At 56.3% G+C, this 18,494-nt stretch carries 16 protein-coding genes; 7 read left to right on the top strand and 9 right to left on the bottom strand.

Going from position 1 to position 18,494, the window contains the following annotated elements; all coding sequences use genetic code 11:
* Positions 1-53 precede the first annotated feature (53 nt).
* The gene (lplT, locus tag BH712_RS22210; RefSeq protein ID WP_006811822.1) at positions 54-1,247 is read right to left on the bottom strand and encodes a lysophospholipid transporter LplT; all 1,194 of its coding nucleotides are present in this window, start codon (positions 1,245-1,247) and stop codon (positions 54-56) included.
* Complete coding sequence (gene aas, locus BH712_RS22205; protein ID WP_006811823.1) at positions 1,240-3,399, bottom strand: bifunctional acyl-ACP--phospholipid O-acyltransferase/long-chain-fatty-acid--ACP ligase; 2,160 nt, start codon at positions 3,397-3,399, stop codon at positions 1,240-1,242. The genes lplT and aas overlap by 8 nt, the downstream gene beginning before the upstream one ends.
* A 616-nt stretch (positions 3,400-4,015) precedes the next feature.
* Here aas and galR point away from each other — a divergent pair.
* Complete coding sequence (gene galR / locus BH712_RS22200) at positions 4,016-5,038, top strand: HTH-type transcriptional regulator GalR (protein ID WP_006811824.1); 1,023 nt, start codon at positions 4,016-4,018, stop codon at positions 5,036-5,038.
* Here the strand turns inward: galR and BH712_RS22195 are convergent.
* From BH712_RS22195 to BH712_RS22180, 4 genes are all read right to left on the bottom strand, one after another.
* Entirely contained in the window at positions 4,993-5,469 is a 477-nt protein-coding gene (locus tag BH712_RS22195; RefSeq protein ID WP_006811825.1) for a GNAT family N-acetyltransferase, read from the bottom strand. The genes galR and BH712_RS22195 overlap by 46 nt on opposite strands.
* On the bottom strand, positions 5,466-6,239 hold the full coding sequence (locus tag BH712_RS22190) for a GntR family transcriptional regulator (RefSeq protein ID WP_003862809.1): 774 nt from the start codon (positions 6,237-6,239) through the stop codon (positions 5,466-5,468). Before BH712_RS22190 ends, BH712_RS22195 begins: the two co-directional genes overlap by 4 nt.
* Positions 6,240-6,317: 78 nt before the next feature.
* Positions 6,318-7,745, bottom strand: a complete 1,428-nt coding sequence (locus tag BH712_RS22185) for a glycoside hydrolase family 1 protein (RefSeq protein ID WP_006811827.1) — start codon at positions 7,743-7,745, stop codon at positions 6,318-6,320.
* Positions 7,746-7,752: 7 nt separating this feature from the next.
* On the bottom strand, positions 7,753-9,078 hold the full coding sequence (locus BH712_RS22180; protein ID WP_006811828.1) for a PTS sugar transporter subunit IIC: 1,326 nt from the start codon (positions 9,076-9,078) through the stop codon (positions 7,753-7,755).
* 299 nt (positions 9,079-9,377) lie between these two features.
* On the opposite strand from BH712_RS22180, the gene BH712_RS22175 reads away from it, so the two are divergent.
* Positions 9,378-10,415 carry a LacI family DNA-binding transcriptional regulator gene (locus BH712_RS22175; RefSeq protein WP_032674031.1) on the top strand — a complete coding sequence of 346 codons (1,038 nt, stop codon included), beginning with the start codon at positions 9,378-9,380 and terminating at the stop codon, positions 10,413-10,415.
* Here BH712_RS22175 and lysA read toward each other — a convergent pair.
* Entirely contained in the window at positions 10,385-11,647 is a 1,263-nt protein-coding gene (lysA, locus tag BH712_RS22170; protein WP_032674032.1) for a diaminopimelate decarboxylase, read from the bottom strand. The two genes, BH712_RS22175 and lysA, sit on opposite strands and share 31 nt — an antisense overlap.
* Positions 11,648-11,768: 121 nt before the next feature.
* On the opposite strand from lysA, the gene BH712_RS22165 reads away from it, so the two are divergent.
* Positions 11,769-12,695, top strand: coding sequence for a LysR family transcriptional regulator (locus tag BH712_RS22165; RefSeq protein ID WP_006811831.1), 927 nt, complete (start codon positions 11,769-11,771; stop codon positions 12,693-12,695).
* On the opposite strand, the gene BH712_RS22160 is transcribed toward BH712_RS22165, so the two are convergent.
* Positions 12,690-13,382, bottom strand: coding sequence for an aspartate/glutamate racemase (locus tag BH712_RS22160; protein ID WP_006811832.1), 693 nt, complete (start codon positions 13,380-13,382; stop codon positions 12,690-12,692). The two genes, BH712_RS22165 and BH712_RS22160, sit on opposite strands and share 6 nt — an antisense overlap.
* 135 nt (positions 13,383-13,517) lie before the next feature.
* Between BH712_RS22160 and BH712_RS22155 the strand changes: the two genes are divergently transcribed.
* The gene (locus tag BH712_RS22155; protein WP_000469517.1) at positions 13,518-13,841 is read left to right on the top strand and encodes a cupin domain-containing protein; all 324 of its coding nucleotides are present in this window, start codon (positions 13,518-13,520) and stop codon (positions 13,839-13,841) included.
* A gap of 34 nt (positions 13,842-13,875) precedes the next feature.
* Here BH712_RS22155 and wzz(fepE) read toward each other — a convergent pair whose 3' ends face one another.
* On the bottom strand, positions 13,876-15,012 hold the full coding sequence (gene wzz(fepE), locus BH712_RS22150) for an LPS O-antigen length regulator Wzz(fepE) (RefSeq protein ID WP_032674034.1): 1,137 nt from the start codon (positions 15,010-15,012) through the stop codon (positions 13,876-13,878).
* 545 nt (positions 15,013-15,557) lie between these two features.
* Here wzz(fepE) and BH712_RS22145 point away from each other — a divergent pair.
* From BH712_RS22145 to BH712_RS22135, 3 genes are read left to right on the top strand one after another with little or no spacing between them, the layout of a single operon-like run.
* The gene (locus tag BH712_RS22145; protein WP_006811834.1) at positions 15,558-16,448 is read left to right on the top strand and encodes a carbohydrate ABC transporter permease; all 891 of its coding nucleotides are present in this window, start codon (positions 15,558-15,560) and stop codon (positions 16,446-16,448) included.
* The gene (locus BH712_RS22140; RefSeq protein ID WP_006811835.1) at positions 16,441-17,343 is read left to right on the top strand and encodes a carbohydrate ABC transporter permease; all 903 of its coding nucleotides are present in this window, start codon (positions 16,441-16,443) and stop codon (positions 17,341-17,343) included. The genes BH712_RS22145 and BH712_RS22140 overlap by 8 nt, the downstream gene beginning before the upstream one ends.
* Positions 17,344-17,355: 12 nt before the next feature.
* Positions 17,356-18,483, top strand: a complete 1,128-nt coding sequence (locus tag BH712_RS22135; RefSeq protein ID WP_006811836.1) for an ABC transporter ATP-binding protein — start codon at positions 17,356-17,358, stop codon at positions 18,481-18,483.
* The last annotated feature ends 11 nt before the right edge of the window (positions 18,484-18,494 follow it).

Below are 18,494 nucleotides of genomic sequence, written 5' to 3'. Positions count from 1 at the left end.
TTCACCCTCTCCCCGTGGTAGAGGGGCGGGGTGAGGGCATCAGGCCGCACAATTCACCGCCGACGCTGCCAGACCCACAGCCCGGTAATCGCCAGCGCGAACAGCGCGCCGAATCCCACACCGATTGCCACAACCGGCGCACCTGCTTTTACCGCCAGCGAGTAAATCCCCAGCATCAGTAACATCGCCATGTTTTCACCAAGGTTTTGCACTGCAATGGCGTTGCCCGCCCCAACGGTCTGCTTGCCGCGCTCCTGTAACAGCGCGTTTAGCGGCACCACAAAGAAACCGCCTAACATGCCAATCAGCAACAGCAGGGCATAGGCCGGCAATAGGGCATGTTGCAGGGAGAAGAACAGAACACCGACGCCGATCAGGATCCCCGCAGGCATGCAGCGCGCGACGGTTTCCAGCGTCACCAGTTTTGCCGCAGCCCCGGCCCCGACAACAATCCCGACGGCGACCATGGCATTCAGGTAAGTCGGCGTGGCGTTGTCAGTTATACCCAGCGCCACCGGCACCCACAGCACCAGCAGGAAACGCAGCGTAACACCGGCCCCCCAGAACATACTGGTGCCCATCAGCGAGAAGCGCGTTTCACCGTTACGCCACAGTACGCGGCAGGCGTTGAAGAAGCTGCCGGTCATGGGCCCGAAGCGCCAGGATTGCCCCGGACGCGCCACGGCCAGTTTGGGGATAAACAGGTTGGCGATCACCGCGCCGCCGTACATCAGGGCGCAGATGCCAAGCGCGGCCAGCACATGCCAGTCTGCCAGTACGCCTCCCGCCACCGAACCCAGCAGAATAGCCGCAATGGTGGAGGACTCCATCAGGCCGTTGGCCTTCACCAGCTTATCACCGGTGGTCAGTTCCCCCAGAATGCCGTATTTCGCCGGGGAGTAGGCTGCCGCGCCAATGCCTACCAGCGTGTAGCCGACAAACGGGTTGATACCAAAGCAAATGCTTGCCGCGCCCAGAAGCTTAAGGCTGTTGGCAAACATCATGACCCGACCTTTCGGGAAGCTGTCCGCCACCTGCCCGACAAAGGGTGCAAATACAATGTAAGCACCCACAAACACCATCTGTAGGATCGGCTGGCTCCAGTCGGGATAAAACTCCGCTTTCAGCAACGCCAGCGTGGCAAACAGCAACGCGTTATCGCCGAACGCGGAAAGAAACTGGGCAGCAATAACTGCCATCATGCCTTTCGACCAGATTGAAGTGTTAGTGTGCACTGACTCACGCATTTTGCTGTTCCGCCTCTTCAACCATGCCCTTCAGGGTCACGAAATCGGGTTTACCGCTGCCCAGCACCGGTAACTGTTTGAGGTAGCGAATATCGCGGGGCACCGCCAGCTCGGGGATACCGTGTTCGCGCGCATACCTGAGCAGCGCGTCACGCTTCAGTTCACCGTCGGTGGTAAACAGCACCAGCGCCTCGCCTTTACTGGCATCACTTTTCACCACGGTCGCATGCATTTTCTCCGCTGAGACGGCGGTTGCCAGCGTCTCGACCATTTCAAGAGAGACCATTTCCCCGGCGATTTTGGCGAAGCGTTTTGCACGTCCCTGGATCTGCACGAAGCCCTGATCGTCGAAGCGCACGATATCGCCCGTGTCGTACCAGCCCGTTTCAACCTCGCCGTTGACGTTTTCAGCCGTCGGCGCCTCAAGCACGCCCGGATTTTCCACACGCAGATAGCCATTCATGACGTTCGGCCCTTTCAGCTGAAGGCGTCCGCCATCTTCAATGCCCGGCACCGCCAGCAGACGCGCGTCCAGCCCAGGCAGAATGCGGCCAACCGTGCCCGGTTTTGCCGCCATCGGTACGTTGATAGAGACCACCGGGGCGCACTCCGTCACGCCATAGCCTTCCAGAATGCGCAGGCCAAACTTGTCCTGCCAGATCTGGCGCGTGCTGTCCTGGAGTTTTTCCGCCCCCGCCACCACGTAGCGTACGCGGAAGAAATCATACGGGTTGGCGAAGCGGGCGTAGTTACCGAGGAAGGTGGATGTCCCGAACAGCACGGTACAGTTACGGTCATAGACCAGTTCCGGCACAATGCGGTAGTGCAGCGGGCTTGGGTAGAGGAACACTTCGGCCCCGGTCAGCAGCGGCGTAAAGAGCCCCACGGTCAGACCAAATGAGTGGAACAGCGGCAGCGCCGACATAAAGCGATCGTTGGCGGTAAAATCAGCGATAGTTTTAATCTGTTCGACGTTCGCCAGAATGCTTTTATGACTGTGAACCACACCTTTCGGATGACCTTCAGAGCCGGAGGTAAAGAGGATAATGGCATCGTCTTCCGGCTGCTGCCTGACCTGCGCCAGACGTGGCATCAGCAGGTGCGCGAAAATCCACAGCTTGTCGGCGGCCGTGACGTCTGCTTTCAGATCTTCCAGGAACACCCAGCGCACCTGAGTCAGCTGTTCCGGCAGGTGCCACAGCTTGCCTTTTTCCAGGAACTGGCGGGAGGTAAAGACGGTGTTGATTTGTGCTGCGGTAATCGCGCTGGAGAGCCCTTTCACACCTGCCGTGTAGTTCATCATCGCCGGAATGCGGCCCCGGGAGACGGCACCAAAGATCACCGCCGCGCTGATCCCCGCGTTCGGCAGCATCAGGCCGATCTTTTCGCCCTGTTTGCTGTACTTCTCGAGGATACGCCCGACAAACAGCGTTTTGGTCAACAGCTTACGGTAGGTATCCGGCGTGAAGTTGATGTCTTCAATGCAGTTTTTCTTCGCGCCGTAGCGATACTGCGCCGACAGCAACGATTCATACAGCGTTTCGCGCGGGCGAACGGCCATACGCGCTTCCATCATAATCTGGTGCAGCATTTCTCCGGCAATTTTACGGCGGTCACGCGCGCGCGGCGCCTCGGGCATCGGCAGTGACGTCGGCGGTAAAATATGCAGCGTGATTTTCGGGAACAGACGCTGCTTCACCAGCCCTTTCAGGCGGCTGAAAAAGGTCAGCTCGGCCCCATCAATGCGTATCGGCACGACGGTGGCCTGAGACTTCGCCGCGACAAAACCGGCTCCGTCATAAATTTTCATCAGGGAGCCCGTCACCGAAATCCGCCCTTCCGGGAAAATAACCACCGGACGCCCCTGTCCAATCAGACGCACCAGATGTTTAATCATCATCGGTTTGGTTGGGTCGAGCGGCACAAAATCAATCAGCGGCCTGAGCCAGCGCATGTACCATTGTTCACTGATGGAGCTGTACACCGCGAAGACGGGCCGCACGGGCAAAAACAGCGCCAGCAATACGCCATCAATAAAAGAGACGTGATTCGGTGTGATTAGAACACGCTCGCCATAGAGTGCCTGCGTATCGCCAGTTACGCGGATGCGAAACAGGAGACGGAACAGTGTGCGGAAGAACCCAAAAAGCATTTCAACTCCCTTTGCCAGCCAGTGTGAAAGGTATAAATGGTGGCAGATTACACGAGAAGTCGTGAGGGGGCGATAGCAAAAACAGAGGCAAAAAAAACCTGCGCATCCGCGCAGGTTGGTGCAAGAGAAGAGTACGAAAACGTACCAGAAATTCTCACCAATCAATACCTCTGGGATCTTGATTGTGGCCTCCGGCGACGGGCTTCGCCAGCGGGAAAACGCAAGGGAATGAGCCGAAATGCAACCAGGTGTGAATATTCTCTGTTGCTGTTACAGGTTGAACTTACAGGCAAAAAAAAACCTGCGTAAAACGCAGGTTGGTGTAAATCGTGTTAATCAACCGAAGTTGATTCCACCTATCAATACCTCTGGGATCTCGACTCTAGCAATTCACGGTGGGTCGTTGCTAACGGACAATCGCAACAGCCTGAGGCAAAGTGTAACTAAAGGTTCGGAATGACATTATTCAGACATGACTGGCCGTGTAACGCTTACACCGCGAGGGATGTTCTGCATCACGTTTGCAGAGGACGCTCACCCGCTCCCCTTGAATGCGCGCCGCTTTTCCGCAACACTAGTTAGTGTGTAAACGCTTACCCCTATAAGAAGGTATTGAATGGCGACAATTAAGGATGTGGCTCGTCTGGCGGGTGTTTCCGTCGCGACCGTCTCCCGCGTGATCAACAACTCCCCTAAAGCCAGTGATGCATCGCGCCAGGCCGTGCAGGACGCCATGGAAAACCTGAATTATCACCCAAACGCCAACGCGCGTGCCCTTGCCCAACAGTCGACAGAAACCATCGGGCTGGTGGTCGGGGATGTGTCCGATCCGTTTTTTGGTGCGATGGTCAAAGCCGTAGAGCAAGTCTCTTATCACACCGGTAATTTCCTGCTGATTGGTAATGGCTACCACAATGAACAGAAAGAGCGCCAGGCCATTGAGCAACTGATCCGTCATCGCTGTGCGGCGCTGGTGGTCCATGCCAAAATGATCCCCGATGCCGAGCTGATCCATCTGATGAAACAGATGCCGGGGATGGTGATTATCAACCGTATTATTCCCGGTTTTGAAACCCGCTGTGTGGCGCTCGACGACCGTTACGGCGCATGGCTCGCAACCCGTCATCTCATCCAGCAGGGCCATACCCGAATCGGTTATCTGTGCTCCAACCACCCAATTTCCGATGCGGAAGATCGCCTTCAGGGCTATTACGACGCGCTGCGCGAAGCCGGTCTGCCGTGCAACGATCGTCTTGTGGCATACGGTGAACCGGATGAGAGTGGCGGCGAGCAGGCGATGACGGAGCTACTGGGCCGCGGGCGAAATTTCACCGCCGTGGCCAGCTATAACGACTCCATGGCCGCAGGCGCAATGGGCGTGTTAAATGACAACGGGATTGACGTTCCGGCCGAAATTTCGCTGATTGGTTTTGATGATGTGCTGGTGTCGCGCTACGTGCGCCCTCGCCTGACCACCGTGCGCTACCCGATTGTAACCATGGCCACGCAGGCGGCAGAACTGGCGTTAGCGCTGGCCGAGCGTCGCCCGCCACCGGAAATTACTCACCTGTTCAGCCCAACCTTAGTGCGCCGTCACTCGGTGGTCTCGCCTGCGGAAGCCGCAAGCGAACAGCGATAGAGATGGACGGTTTTATCCGGGTATTCCAGCGCATCGCCGATATAGTGCCAGCCGTAACGTTCGTAGAAGTCGCGGCAGGCAGACCAGAGATGAAGCTCGTGATACCCGGCGCGTCGCGCATAGCCCTTCACATGCTCCTGAAGTTTTCCCGCCAGCCCGTTTCCCCGGGCCGCTTCATCGACATACAGCGCAGCCAGCCACGGGTGGAGATCCTGCCGGGAAATCAAATCACAACGCCATAACCCAACGGTGCCCAGCAGCTGGTCATTCTCAACGGCAATAAAGGTGAGCGGTAACGCGCCCGGCGTCAGGCTGTGCTCGACGATGCTCTGGAAAAAGGCGCGCGGCAATCCTTCACCAAACGCTTCCCAGATCCAGTCGATTACCTGCTGTGTAAACTGCGGCGCAGCGTGAAGCGGCAGAATATTCACACCAGCTTCCCCTGGAAAAGGGGAACCGATTCGAAGAGATAGCCGTCAAAATCCGGTGCGTCTTCGTCTGACAGTTCAAGCAGGCTCTTTTTGACGTTCTCAAGATGCTGGAACATCGCCTGCCATGCGCCCATCACGTCGCGGCGGCGGAGCGCAGCGAGAATGGTTTGCCTGTCGCCGAGCCACTTCAGACGCCAGGCGCGGCTGGCGATGTGGCCGTTGAACTGCTGCCACAGCGGGCTGCTGTCCATGTGATGCCAGACGCTCTCAACGGTCGCCAGCAGCATCTGGTTTTGTGTGGCCCCCGCCAGCACCAGGTGGAACATTTTGTTGTTGTCCTGGCTGCGGTCGTCGGCGGCAATCGCCCGTTGCTCCTGCTCGATGATGCGGCGCAGGTTATCGATATCCGCCCGCGTCGCCATTTTTGCGGCAAAGGCAGCAATGTTGCTTTCAAGCAGCTGACGGGCCTGAAGAATTTCAAACGGACCCACGTCACTGTTCAGAAAACGCTCTTCCTCGTTTTCATGCTCCTCCGGAATGCGCATCACGTACACGCCCGATCCCTGACGAATATCCACCGTCCCCTGTAGCTCAAGCATCAGCAGCGCCTCTCGCACAATAGTGCGGCTCACGCCATACGTCTCGGCGATGTTGCGCTCCGGCGGCAGACGCGATCCCACGGGATAATGTCCCTGGATAATCTGCGCCCGTAAATCCTCGCCAATCTCCTGGTACTGTTTTTTTTCCGGCAGGATGACAGCCTTATCCACGTTTTCACCTGTGTTTTTCAGTTAATGCGCGGGCCGGACGTCCTCCCGGCCAGTTTGTGCGCTATTTTACCAGAAGGCTTACTTCCATTCATCGTCAACCCTGAGCGTCAGCACACGCTCATCGCGCAGCTGGCGGAACCAGGATGCCGATTTCTTTGCCCGCCGTGCGCGATGGTTTTCAAGGTCGATCTCAATAAGCCCGTAGCGGTTTTTAAACGCGTTCATCGGAGAAATGTTGTCGGTGAACGCCCACAGCATATAGCCGTGGCAGTTAGCCCCTTCTTCACGCGCCAGCAGCGTGTAGTAAAGGTGCTCGCTGATAAAGTCGATGCGGTAGGTATCGTCGATAACACCGTCGCGATTGCGAAACTGAGCTTCGTTCTCCACGCCCATCCCGCTTTCCGCTACAAACCAGTCAATGTTGCGATAGTCGTTTTTAATCCGCATCGCCATGTCGTAAATAATGCGCGGGAAGATCTCCCAGCCGCGGGAGGTGTTCATCCGCCGTCCTGGCAGCTCAAACGGCTCGTAGTAGTATGCCGGATGGAACGGCGTCTCCGGGTGCCAGGCGCGGGACGGGGCTTTGACGCGATGCGGGTAATAGAGGTTAATGCCCAGTTCGTCGACGGTGTTGTCGGCAATCAGCGCCAGTTCGTCAGCCGTGTAGTCCCACTGCACCTGATGCTGCGCCAGCAGGGTAAAAAGCGCCTGCGGATAGCGCCCGTGCACCAGCGGGTCGAGAAAGACACGGTTGTAGAACAGATCGTACATCTCTGCCGCCCGCACGTCATGCGGCGCGCGCGAGCGCGGATAGGTCACTTCCGGGTTCAGGATACAGCCCACCGAGCCGTTATACCCTTTCTCACGAAACAGCTTCACCACTTTCGCCGTCGCCAGCACCTTATGGTGGTTCCACTGCATCCAGGTGCTGGTGTTCTGCTCATACGGCCAGCGCAGTGCGTCAAGGTAGACGCGCGTCTGGACCACAATCGGCTCGTTGAAGGTAAACCAGCGGGTGACGTTGCCGTGAAAGCGCTCAAACACCTTTTCCGCATAGCGAACGAACAGCTCGACGACGTGCTTCGACGCCCAGCCGCCGTAGGTCTCCAGCAGCACACCCGGCAATTCGTAGTGTTCCAGGCAGATCATCGGCTCAATGCCCTGACGGTGCATTTCATCAAACAGCGCGTCGTAATAGGCGGCGTACTCTTCATCTACGGTGGCGTTTTCATAGTCGGTCAAAAAGCGCGACCAGTTGATCGAGGTGCGATAGTGCGTCAGTCCCGCCTGCTTCATCAGCGCCACGTCTTCGCGGAAGCGGTTGATAAAGTCGGTTGCCACCGCAGGACCATAGCCGTTGTGCCAGACGTGACGATCGTTCTTGTACCAGAGATCGATCCACGAATCCTGCCCCGGCTTTTTGCCGCTCCAGCCCTCGGTCTGCCAGGCCGATGCCGCCGCGCCCAGCATAAAATCTTGCGGTATGGCTATCTGTTTTGTGCTCATCCTGTCCTCATGCGTTATCGGTGGCTTGTTGCAGTGCGGCCTGCTCTGCGCGGCGTGAAGCGATCTTCACAAACGGCAGATAGATAATCACCGCGGTCACGATGCAGATAAACTGGGTGATCACCGCCCCCATGGAGCCCGCGGTTGACAGCCAGGCGTTAATCAGCGGCGGCGTGGTCCAGGGCACCATCACCACGGCTTTCCCGGCAAATCCGGTCACGGTGGCAAAGTAGCCTATGGAGCCTGTCACCAGCGGCGTGATGATGAACGGGATAGCCAGGATCGGGTTGAGCATGATTGGCATGCCGAAGATCACCGGCTCGTTGATGTTAAAAATGCCAGGGCCAATGGAGAGTTTGGCGATCTCCTTCATCTCTTTACGTTTGGTGGCAATCATGACGGCTATCAGCAGGCCGATGGTCAGGCCGGAGCCGCCGATGCTCATATAGACGTCCCAGAACGGCATGGTGATGATGTTTGGCACCTCTTTGCCCTGCTCGAAGGCGCTCATGTTAACGGTGATCGCCCCCAGCAGCAGCGGCTCGCGGATCGGCTTGATCATCTGGTTGCCGTGAATACCAATCACCCAGAACAGCTGGGCGACAAACATCAGCAGCAGGATCCCCGGCAGGCTTTGCACCACGCGCTCCAGCGGCTGTTGCACCACCTGGTAAACCGCGTCGTAAAGATACATACCGGTCACCTGATGAAACACGAAGCCAAAGGTGGCGATGGCGGTAGTGGTGATAATGGCCGGGATCAGTGCAGAGAACGACGCGGCGACGTTCGGCGGCACCGTGTCCGGCATCCTGATTTTCAGTCCTTTACGGTTTTCCAGCCAGCAGTAGATCTCCACCGACAGGATAGCGATAAACATACCGAGGAACAGGCTGCGGGTATCCGAGAACTGGCGCAGCAGCACGTCTTTCACCACGTGCATCTCGCCGTCCACCAGCATTTCCACCGTGGTCGGCGTCACGCAGATAAAGCAGATCACCGCCAGCAGGCCGGGGAACAGGGACTTGATACCGTTTATACGCCCCAGCTCAATACCGATCAAAAACACCGCGCCGATGTTGAGAAAGTTCAGCGTGGCATAGTTGAGCGCGCTGGTGATCGGCTTTAACGCCGCGAGAAACGACAGGGACTGAAAGCTCGCCAGACCGTTCTTTGGATCCAGCACCATATTGGAGATCAGTACCGAGAACGCCCCCACAATGATGACCGGCATTAAGGTAATAAACGCAGACTTGATCGCCTGGATATAGCGATAGCTGTTGAAGGTGGTGGCAAAACTGCCCAGAGCGTCGATCAGTTTTTCCTGAAATGCCATAGGGTAATACCTCAGTAAAAGGGCTTTTATTGAATAAGATGGACAGCCGGATACTATTGGTATGCCAAAAATAGCGTCCGCAGGCGTTTTATTCTGTGATTAAGCTCTCAGCGAGGTAAGAGGTATTCCAGATTGTGATTTATCACTATTTTGGCATGCCAATAACAGCCATTTATCCCGCGGACGAGGATCGTTACCGAAAAGCGTGATCGTTATGGGGTTTTGCCCTTCCCACGCCGCTTATGCGCCGGATGGTCTGTGTTAAACTGCGAACCATTACGTGGAAACAGGAATTTCGAATGGCAACAATGCTGGATGTCTCACTGCGTGCGGGCGTGTCGAAGGCCACCGTTTCGCGCGTGCTGAACGGCACAGGTCAGGTTAAAGAGAGCACGCGTCAGCAGGTATTTCGTGCGATGGAGGAGCTGGGCTATCGTCCGAATTTTCTCGCGCGTTCGCTGGCTAACCAGACCAGCAACAGCATTGGTCTGGTCGTCTCGACGTTCGACGGTTTTTACTTTGGCCGTTTGCTTCAGCAGGCGTCGCGGCAGACCGAAACGCACGGTAAACAACTGATTGTTACCGACGGTCACGATGCCCCTGAGCAGGAAGAACAGGCGGTGCAGATGCTTGCTGACCGCAAGTGTGACGCCATCGTGCTGTACACGCGTTACATGAGCGAAAAGACGATCCTGAAGCTTATTAACAGCGTGCAGACGCCGCTGGTGATCATTAACCGTGAAGTGAGTCAGGCGGCGGATCGCTGCGTCTTCTTTGAACAGCAGGACGCGGCCTTCAAAGCGGTGGATTACCTGATAAGCCAGGGCCACCGGGAGATCGCCTGTATCACCGTCCCGATCCACACGCCGACGGGCAAAGCGCGGCTGATGGGCTACCGTAAGGCGCTGGAGAAGCACGGCATTCGTCTCGATGAGCGGCGGATTAAGTACGGCGATGCGGGCATGACGCGGGGTTACGAGCTGTGCAAGGAGCTGATTGCGGAAAAGACGCCGTTCAGCGCCCTGTTTGCCTGTAACGATGATATGGCCCTGGGCGCCTCCAAAGCATTACACCAGGCCGGGCTGAAGATCCCGCAGGATATTTCGCTGTTTGGTTTTGACGATGCCCCCAGCGCAAAGTGGCTGGAGCCTGCCCTGTCGTCGGTGTATCTGCCGATCGACAGCATGATCGTCACGGCGATCGACCAGGCGATCCGGCTGGCAAAAAACCAGCCGGTTGAGGCGATCCCGCCGTTCACCGGCACGCTGGTGTTACGCGATTCGGTGACAACAGGCCCGTGGTTTAATCAGACCAGCTCTAACGCCAGCAGCTCCTGAATGGTCTGGCGACGGCGAATCAGCCGCGCCACGCCGTTATCAAACAGCACTTCCGGCAGCAGCGGGCGGCTATTGTAGTTCGAAGACATCGACGCCCCGTACGCACCGGTATCATGCAGCATCAGATAATCTCCCGGTTTTACCTCTGGCAGCGAACGGGTTTCGACTTTCCCGCCTTCCTGTTGAGTAAAGACGTCCCCGGATTCACACAGCGGCCCGGCAACGACGGTCTCGATGCGTGGGGCGTTGAGCAGATCGCGGCCATCGGCGGCAAGCGCGGTGATGTGATGATAGCTGCCATACATGGACGGACGCATCAGGTCGTTGAAGCCAGCATCAATCAGCACAAAGTGACGGCTTCCCATCTCCTTCACGCTCCGCACCTGCGCCACCAGCACGCCAGCTTCGGCGACCAGGAAACGACCCGGCTCAATTTCCAGCTTCACCGCATGGCCCAGATGGGCGGCGATGCTGTCACGCGCGGCGCTCCACAGGCCATAGTAGTGATCCGTGTCGATCGCCTCTTCCCCTTCGCGGTAGGGGATCGATAGCCCTCCCCCGGCGGAGATCGCCTCCAGATCCTGACCAAAATCGATAACCTGACGCACCATTGCGCCACAGACCTGCTCAAGATGGCCATAATCCACGCCGGAACCGATATGCATGTGAATGCCCACCAGCTTGAGGTTGTAGCGTTGTAAAACCTCCAGCGCCGCAGGCATATCGGCATACCAGATCCCGTGCTTGCTGTTTTCGCCGCCGGTGTTGGTTTTTTGACTGTGGCCGTGACCAAAGCCCGGGTTGATGCGCAGCCAGACGCGATGGCCCGGGGAAACCTGACCAAGCTGCTCCAGCATATCCACCGAACCGGCATTGACCGGGATTTGCAGCTCGTGCACGCGCGCCAGCGTGGCGTCGTCTATCAGGTCAGCGGTGAAAACAATCGCGTCGCTGTCGGCTTTAGGATCAAACCCGGCCGCCAGCGCACGTTCGATTTCCCCCAGCGATACCGAGTCAACCTTCACGCCCTGCTCGCGCATCAGGCGCAGGATATGAATATTGGAACAGGCCTTTTGCGCAAAACGCACCACGTCAAACTGATGCAGCGCGGCGATCTTCTCGCGGACAATCTGCGCATCGTAGACCCACACCGGGCAGCCAAATTCGGCAGGCAGGCGCAGCAGGTTATCGGCGTTCAAATCGGTCTCGGTCTGGTTGAGTGGGCGTGGCATGGTCATCTCCGGAAAGCTGTTTTTTTATCATTACGCCATAGCCTGAAGAGAATAAAAAATATCGTTTTATCGTGAGTCTATGCAAAAATGATATGGATAACGCTCAGCCACCAGGTGCCCTATGCCCGCCGTTAACCTACGCCATATCGAGATTTTTCATGCGGTGATGACCACCGGCAATCTCACAGAAGCCGCGCACATGCTGCACACCTCGCAGCCGACGGTCAGCCGCGAGCTGGCACGCTTTGAGAAAGTGCTGGGGCTGAAGCTGTTTGAACGCACCCGCGGCAGGCTGCATCCGACGGTGCAGGGTCTACGTCTGTTTGAGGAGGTTCAGCGCTCCTGGTACGGGCTGGACAGGATCGTGAGCGCGGCGGAGAGCCTGAGGGAGTTTCGCCAGGGCGAGCTGTCCATTGTCTGCCTGCCGGTCTTTTCCCAGTCATTCCTGCCGGTGCTGCTACAGCCGTTTCTGGCCCGCTATCCGGAGGTCAGCCTGACCATCGTGCCGCAGGAGTCGCCGCTGCTGGAGGAGTGGCTTTCGGCTCAGCGCCACGATCTGGGTCTGACCGAAACCCTCGTCACGCCAGCGGGGACGGAACGCACGGAGCTGCTGTCGCTGGATGAGGTCTGCGTGCTGCCTGCCAGCCACCCGCTTGCCCACAAAGCGGTGCTGACCCCGGCGGATTTTCACGGTGAGAACTATATCAGCCTGTCGCAGACCGACAGCTACAGACAGCTTCTGGATGGCCTGTTTGCCGAACATCAGGTGAAGCGGCGGATGGTGGTGGAAACGCACAGTGCGGCGTCAATCTGCGCGATGGTGCGCGCGGGCGTGGGGATTTCGGTGGTGAACCCGCTCACGGCCATGGACTACGCCAGCAGCGGCGTGGTCCTGCGCCGTTTCAGCGTTTCCGTTCCTTTTACCGTGAGCCTGATCCGCCCCCTGCACCGGCCCGCCTCAGCGCTGGTTGATGCGTTTAGCGAACACCTGATTGCGCACGCGCGTCAGGTGGCGCTTCGCTTACCTGACCTGCAAAAACCCCTATGACAGCATAAACTCCACCGCATCCGCGGCATGGATGGCGGCGGTATCGAAGACCGGTATCGGGCTTTGGTCTGTCGGCACCAGTAGGCCAATTTCGGTACAGCCGAAGATGACCCCTTCCGCCCCCTGCTGCGCCAGTTTCTCAATCACACTGACGTACCAGGCGCGCGACGTTTCGCTGAAGGTGCCCAGGCACAGTTCATCAAAAATAATCTGATTAATGCGCGCCCGGTCAGCCTCATCCGGGATCAGGCTTTCAATACCAAACTGACTGCTCAGCCGTCCACGGTAAAAATCCTGCTCCATGGTGTAGCGCGTCCCCAGCAGCGCCACGCGCGTCATGCCGGTGGCACGAATGGCACGCCCGGTGGCATCCGCGATATGTAAAAACGGCAGCGAACAGCGGTCTTCAATGTGTGACGCCACCTTATGCATGGTGTTGGTACACAGCAAAATTCCCTGCGCGCCCGCGCGCTCCAGCCCAAGCGCGGCGTCCGCCAGCATCTGCCCGGCTTTGTCCCACTCCCCGCCCGACTGGCAGGCTTCTATCTCATGGAAATCCACGCTGTGCAGCAGCAGGCTGGCCGAATGCAGACCGCCCAGACGCTGTTTGACGCCTTCATTAATCAGGCGGTAGTACGGGATCGTTGATTCCCAGCTCATGCCCCCTAACAGACCGATCGTTTTCATCTTTCCTCCTGTGCGTTTCACCCAGTGAAGCAAACTTGTGATCGCCTTTCCAGTTATTTGGCCAGACGTTTCCTTTTCGCTGCGGGTGAGATAAGTTAATTGAAACAATGTTTCATTACATAACAGGGCGAAAATATGTTTATTTTCCATAAAGAGACCACGCTTGAGGATCTGGGCAATGGCGTGACGCGTCGTATTCTGGCGCACGACGGCAGGATGATGGCGGTTGAAGTGAATTTTGAGCAAGGCGCGATTGGCCCGATGCATAACCATCCGCATGAGCAGCTTACCTACGTTCTCTCGGGGGAATTTGAGTTCACCATTGGCGAGGAGAAGCATGTGGTGACGGCGGGCGACACCCTCTACAAAGCGCCACACGTGATGCACGGCTGCGTTTGCCTGAAACCCGGTACCCTGCTGGATACCTTTACGCCGATACGCGAAGACTTCCTGAAATAAAAAAAGGCGCTCATCTGAGCGCCTTTATTTGCTGTTATTCCGTAACCGGCTCAGGAAGTTGTTCCGGCAGCGGGTTGCGGGTGCTCATTGCCTCGCGCAGCAGCACGCTGCCGCAGGCAAACAGTCCACCCAAAATACACGCCAGCAGCACGATCAGGGCTTTGCCCGGGCCATCTTTTTTCACCGGCATGGAAGGCGAGAGCTGGTATTTGAACGGCTCCAGGCTCACATCTTCGAAGGAGAGTTTTTGCAGCTGTGCCAGATAGTATTCGCGGTTCTGGAAATCGGCGTTCAGCTCAGAAACGTCCTTGAGATTTTTTTCAATCTGCAATTTCTGCGCAATCCCGTCCGCACCGAGGGCAACGGAATAATCCGGATCGTCTTTCACCGCCTGTCCATTGCTGTAGACCGGCTTTTTGATCCCCGCCGCGTTCGCCACTTCCAGCGAGTAGTTCAGGCGTTGCAGGTTGGTATTGTGGATATTGGTCAGACGAACCCGATCCAGCTCCAGCTGCTGCTGTACCGTTTTGGTTCTCAGGATCAGCTGGTCACGAATGTTCTGCATGGTCTCCTGCTCAACGATGCGGGAGATGTACTGAATGTAACCGTTCAACACTTTCTGCGCGTCCTCTGCCGTTGGGGCAGTGAAGCTTAATGTCCAGGAGAGATACGGCGCTTTATCAGCATTTTTTTCCTGCGTGTTATCAATAGCCTTCATCTTTTCGGCAATATTGACTACCGCGCGATGCAGCTCCAGCGGGTCAACCTCGGCGCCATCGAGCTGAGCCATCACGTAAGGTGAACTCTTCATGTACTCTTCAAGCAGGGACTGGGACTGAAACTTTTTGATAAACAGATTAAACACATCCGCCCGTGTAATTTTCACGTCGACGTCAAGCACCTGTAGCGCCACCATCATCTGGCGCAGCGAACTCCACTGCGTCTGTTCCGCGGGCGTAATGACGGCTTTACTGGTCCATTTTTGCGGTATCAGGAAGGCGATTGCCAGGCCGACCAGTGCAAAGGCAAAGACAATGGTGATGATGCGTTTTTTGGCTGCCAGCAGGACGTCCAGCAGACCCAGAAGATCTATTTCTTTAGCGCTGACCGCCGGGGGAGCATAGTGAGGAAAGTTGAGATCCGTATGTTTTTTGAAATCCATCGCTGACATAACTGTTCTTCTTTTAAGGATGCAGTGAAATTCTGCCTGACTGGTTCCGGTGTAACAAATCATACAAGAATGTAAGAATTATCTGAATGGCGAATTGGTACATCTGTAGACCTGCTATCAGATCTGGTAGTTAGCCACGCTGCGTGACTATTCTTATTCCCGCTCCCCTTTTGCTTCGTTATCTCTTCCTCATGGCCCGCGGCGAACGTTCGTGAAAAGTCAAAAATGCCACCTCCCTCACTATATTGAAACAGCGTTTCGACGCTGATCACATTTCCACCATTAAGCGAATGACGCAGAAATAAATCGCAATAATATAAAATAAAACGATGTTTTAGTATCCAAGAACGCCGGTTCATCTCTTTTGAAATCAAAAGCACTTATAGCAGGAAGAAAGACAAAAAAGCGTTAAAAAACAAACGCAGGTTTTTGCCGTTGCCAGACGTTGCACCCTGAATTTCAGCTCTCATGCCGCGTATTGCAGGCCTGGGAAAATGTAACAAAGCAGATTTCGTATTAAACCATTGATTGCCAGGTAGGTATGTATGAATGAAAACAAGCTGCTGGGGCTCGCATGGATATCACCCTACATTATCGGGCTGATACTCTTTACGGCATTCCCCTTCGTCTCATCGTTTTTCCTCAGCTTTACGGATTACGATTTGATGAGTCCGCCGGTGTTTAACGGCATCGAAAACTATCGCTACATGTTTACCGAAGACACGCTCTTCTGGAAATCCATGGGCGTGACCTTTGCCTATGTATTTTTAACCATCCCGTTAAAGCTCGCCTTTGCATTAGGCATTGCCTTTGTCCTGAACTTTAAATTACGCGGCATCGGCTTTTTCCGAACTGCCTACTATATTCCGTCGATCCTCGGCAGCTCCGTCGCCATTGCCGTCCTGTGGCGCGCCTTATTTGCCATCGATGGTCTGCTGAACAGCTTTATCGGCGTATTTGGCTTTGACCCGGTGAACTGGCTGGGTGAACCGTCGCTGGCGCTGATGTCCGTTACCCTGCTGCGCGTCTGGCAGTTCGGTTCCGCGATGGTCATCTTCCTGGCCGCGCTGCAAAACGTACCGCAATCCCAGTATGAAGCGGCGATGATCGATGGCGCATCGAAATGGCAGATGTTCATGAAGGTGACCGTGCCGCTGATTACGCCGGTGATCTTCTTCAACTTCATCATGCAGACCACGCAGGCGTTCCAGGAATTTACCGGGCCGTACGTGATTACCGGCGGCGGGCCAACCTATTCGACTTACCTGTTCTCGCTCTACATCTACGACACCGCGTTTAAGTATTTCGATATGGGCTATGGCGCGGCGCTGGCGTGGGTCCTGTTCCTGGTGGTGGCCGTCTTCGCCGGTATCGCCTTTAAGTCGTCGAAATACTGGGTGTTCTACTCCGCCGATAAAGGAGGCAAAAATGGCTGATATCCAACAACTCTCCACGGCACGCAGCGTCGCCGAGCGCGAAGTGGCCCGCACGCTGCGCAGAGAGAAAATCAACGCCACCGTTCGCTATGTGATCCTGCTGGTTGTCGGCCTGCTGATGCTTTACCCGCTGGTGTGGATGTTCTCGGCGTCGTTCAAACCGAACCACGAGATCTTCACCACCCTGAGCCTGTGGCCTGCCCACGCCACCTGGGATGGCTTCGTCAACGGCTGGAAAACCGGCACCGAATACACCTTCGGCCATTACATGCTGAACACCTTCAAGTATGTGATCCCGAAAGTGATCCTGACCATTATCTCCTCCACCATCGTGGCGTACGGCTTTGCCCGCTTCGAAATCCCGTGGAAGAAGTTCTGGTTCGCCACGCTCATCACCACCATGCTGCTGCCCAGCACCGTGCTGCTGATCCCGCAGTACCTGATGTTCCGTGAAATGGGCATGCTCAACAGCTACATGCCGCTGTACCTGCCGCTGGCCTTCGCCACCCAGGGATTCTTCGTCTTCATGCTGATCCAGTTCCTGCGCGGCGTCCCGCGTGACATGGAAGAGGCGGCGCAGATCGACGGCTGTAACTCCTTCCAGGTGCTGTGGTACGTGGTCGTGCCGATCCTGAAACCGGCCATTATCTCCGTCGCCCTGTTCCAGTTCATGTGGTCCATGAACGACTTTATCGGGCCGCTGATTTATGTCTACAGCGTGGATAAATACCCCATCGCGCTGGCGCTGAAAATGTCCATCGACGTCACCGAAGGGGCGCCGTGGAACGAAATTCTGGCAATGGCGAGCATCTCCATTCTGCCATCCATCATTGTCTTCTTCCTGGCACAGCGCTACTTCGTACAGGGCGTCACCAGCAGCGGAATTAAAGGTTAAGAGGGAAATACCATGGCTGAAGTTATTTTCAACAAGCTGGAAAAGGTCTACTCCAACGGCTTTAAAGCGGTACACGCGATCGATCTTAAAATCGCCGAAGGGGAATTCATGGTGATTGTCGGCCCATCCGGCTGCGCTAAATCCACTACCCTGCGCATGCTGGCGGGGCTGGAAACCATCAGCGGCGGCGAGGTGCGCATCGGCGACAAGATCGTGAACAACCTCGCGCCGAAAGAGCGCGGTATTGCAATGGTGTTCCAGAACTACGCCCTCTATCCGCACATGACGGTGCGCGAGAATCTGGCTTTTGGTCTCAAGTTAAGCAAGCTGCCGAAAGATCAGATTGAGTCTCAGGTGAATGAAGCCGCCAAAATTCTTGAGCTGGAAGAACTGCTCGACCGCCTGCCGCGCCAGCTTTCCGGCGGCCAGGCACAGCGCGTGGCGGTAGGCCGAGCGATTGTGAAAAAGCCGGACGTCTTCCTGTTCGATGAGCCGCTTTCAAACCTCGACGCCAAACTGCGCGCCTCAATGCGTATCCGTATTTCTGACCTGCACAAGCAGCTGAAGAAGTCCGGAAAACCGGCCACCACCGTTTACGTGACCCACGACCAGACCGAAGCGATGACCATGGGCGACCGCATCTGCGTGATGAAGCTCGGTCACATCATGCAGGTGGACACGCCGGACAACCTCTACCACAAGCCGAAAAACATGTTCGTGGCGGGCTTTATCGGCGCGCCGGAGATGAATATTCGCAGGAGCGTACTGGTGGAAAAAGCGGGCCAGCTGCACATCGCCATTGGCGGTGAAACCATGCCGCTGAACGCGGAGAAGCAGGAGAAAGTCGCGGCTTATGCGGGTCAGGAGATCTTCTACGGCGTGCGCCCGGAATTTGTGTCGCTCTCTGATCAGCCGTTCCCGAACGGCGGCTGTAGCGGGGAGATGGTGCGCGTTGAGAACATGGGCCACGAATTCTTCGTGTACCTGAAGGTCGCGGACTACGAACTGACCGCCCGAATCCCGTCCGATGAAGCTAAGCCAATGATTGATAAGGGTCTTCATCGTAAGGTGTATTTCACGTTTGAGATGAACAAGTGTCATATTTTTGACGCAAAAACTGAACAGAACCTCTCTCTCTGATGGAGTAATAA

Source organism: Enterobacter hormaechei ATCC 49162 (genome assembly GCF_001875655.1).
Taxonomy (GTDB): Bacteria; Pseudomonadota; Gammaproteobacteria; order Enterobacterales; family Enterobacteriaceae; genus Enterobacter; species Enterobacter hormaechei.
This window is presented reverse-complemented; position numbering and strand designations above follow the sequence as displayed.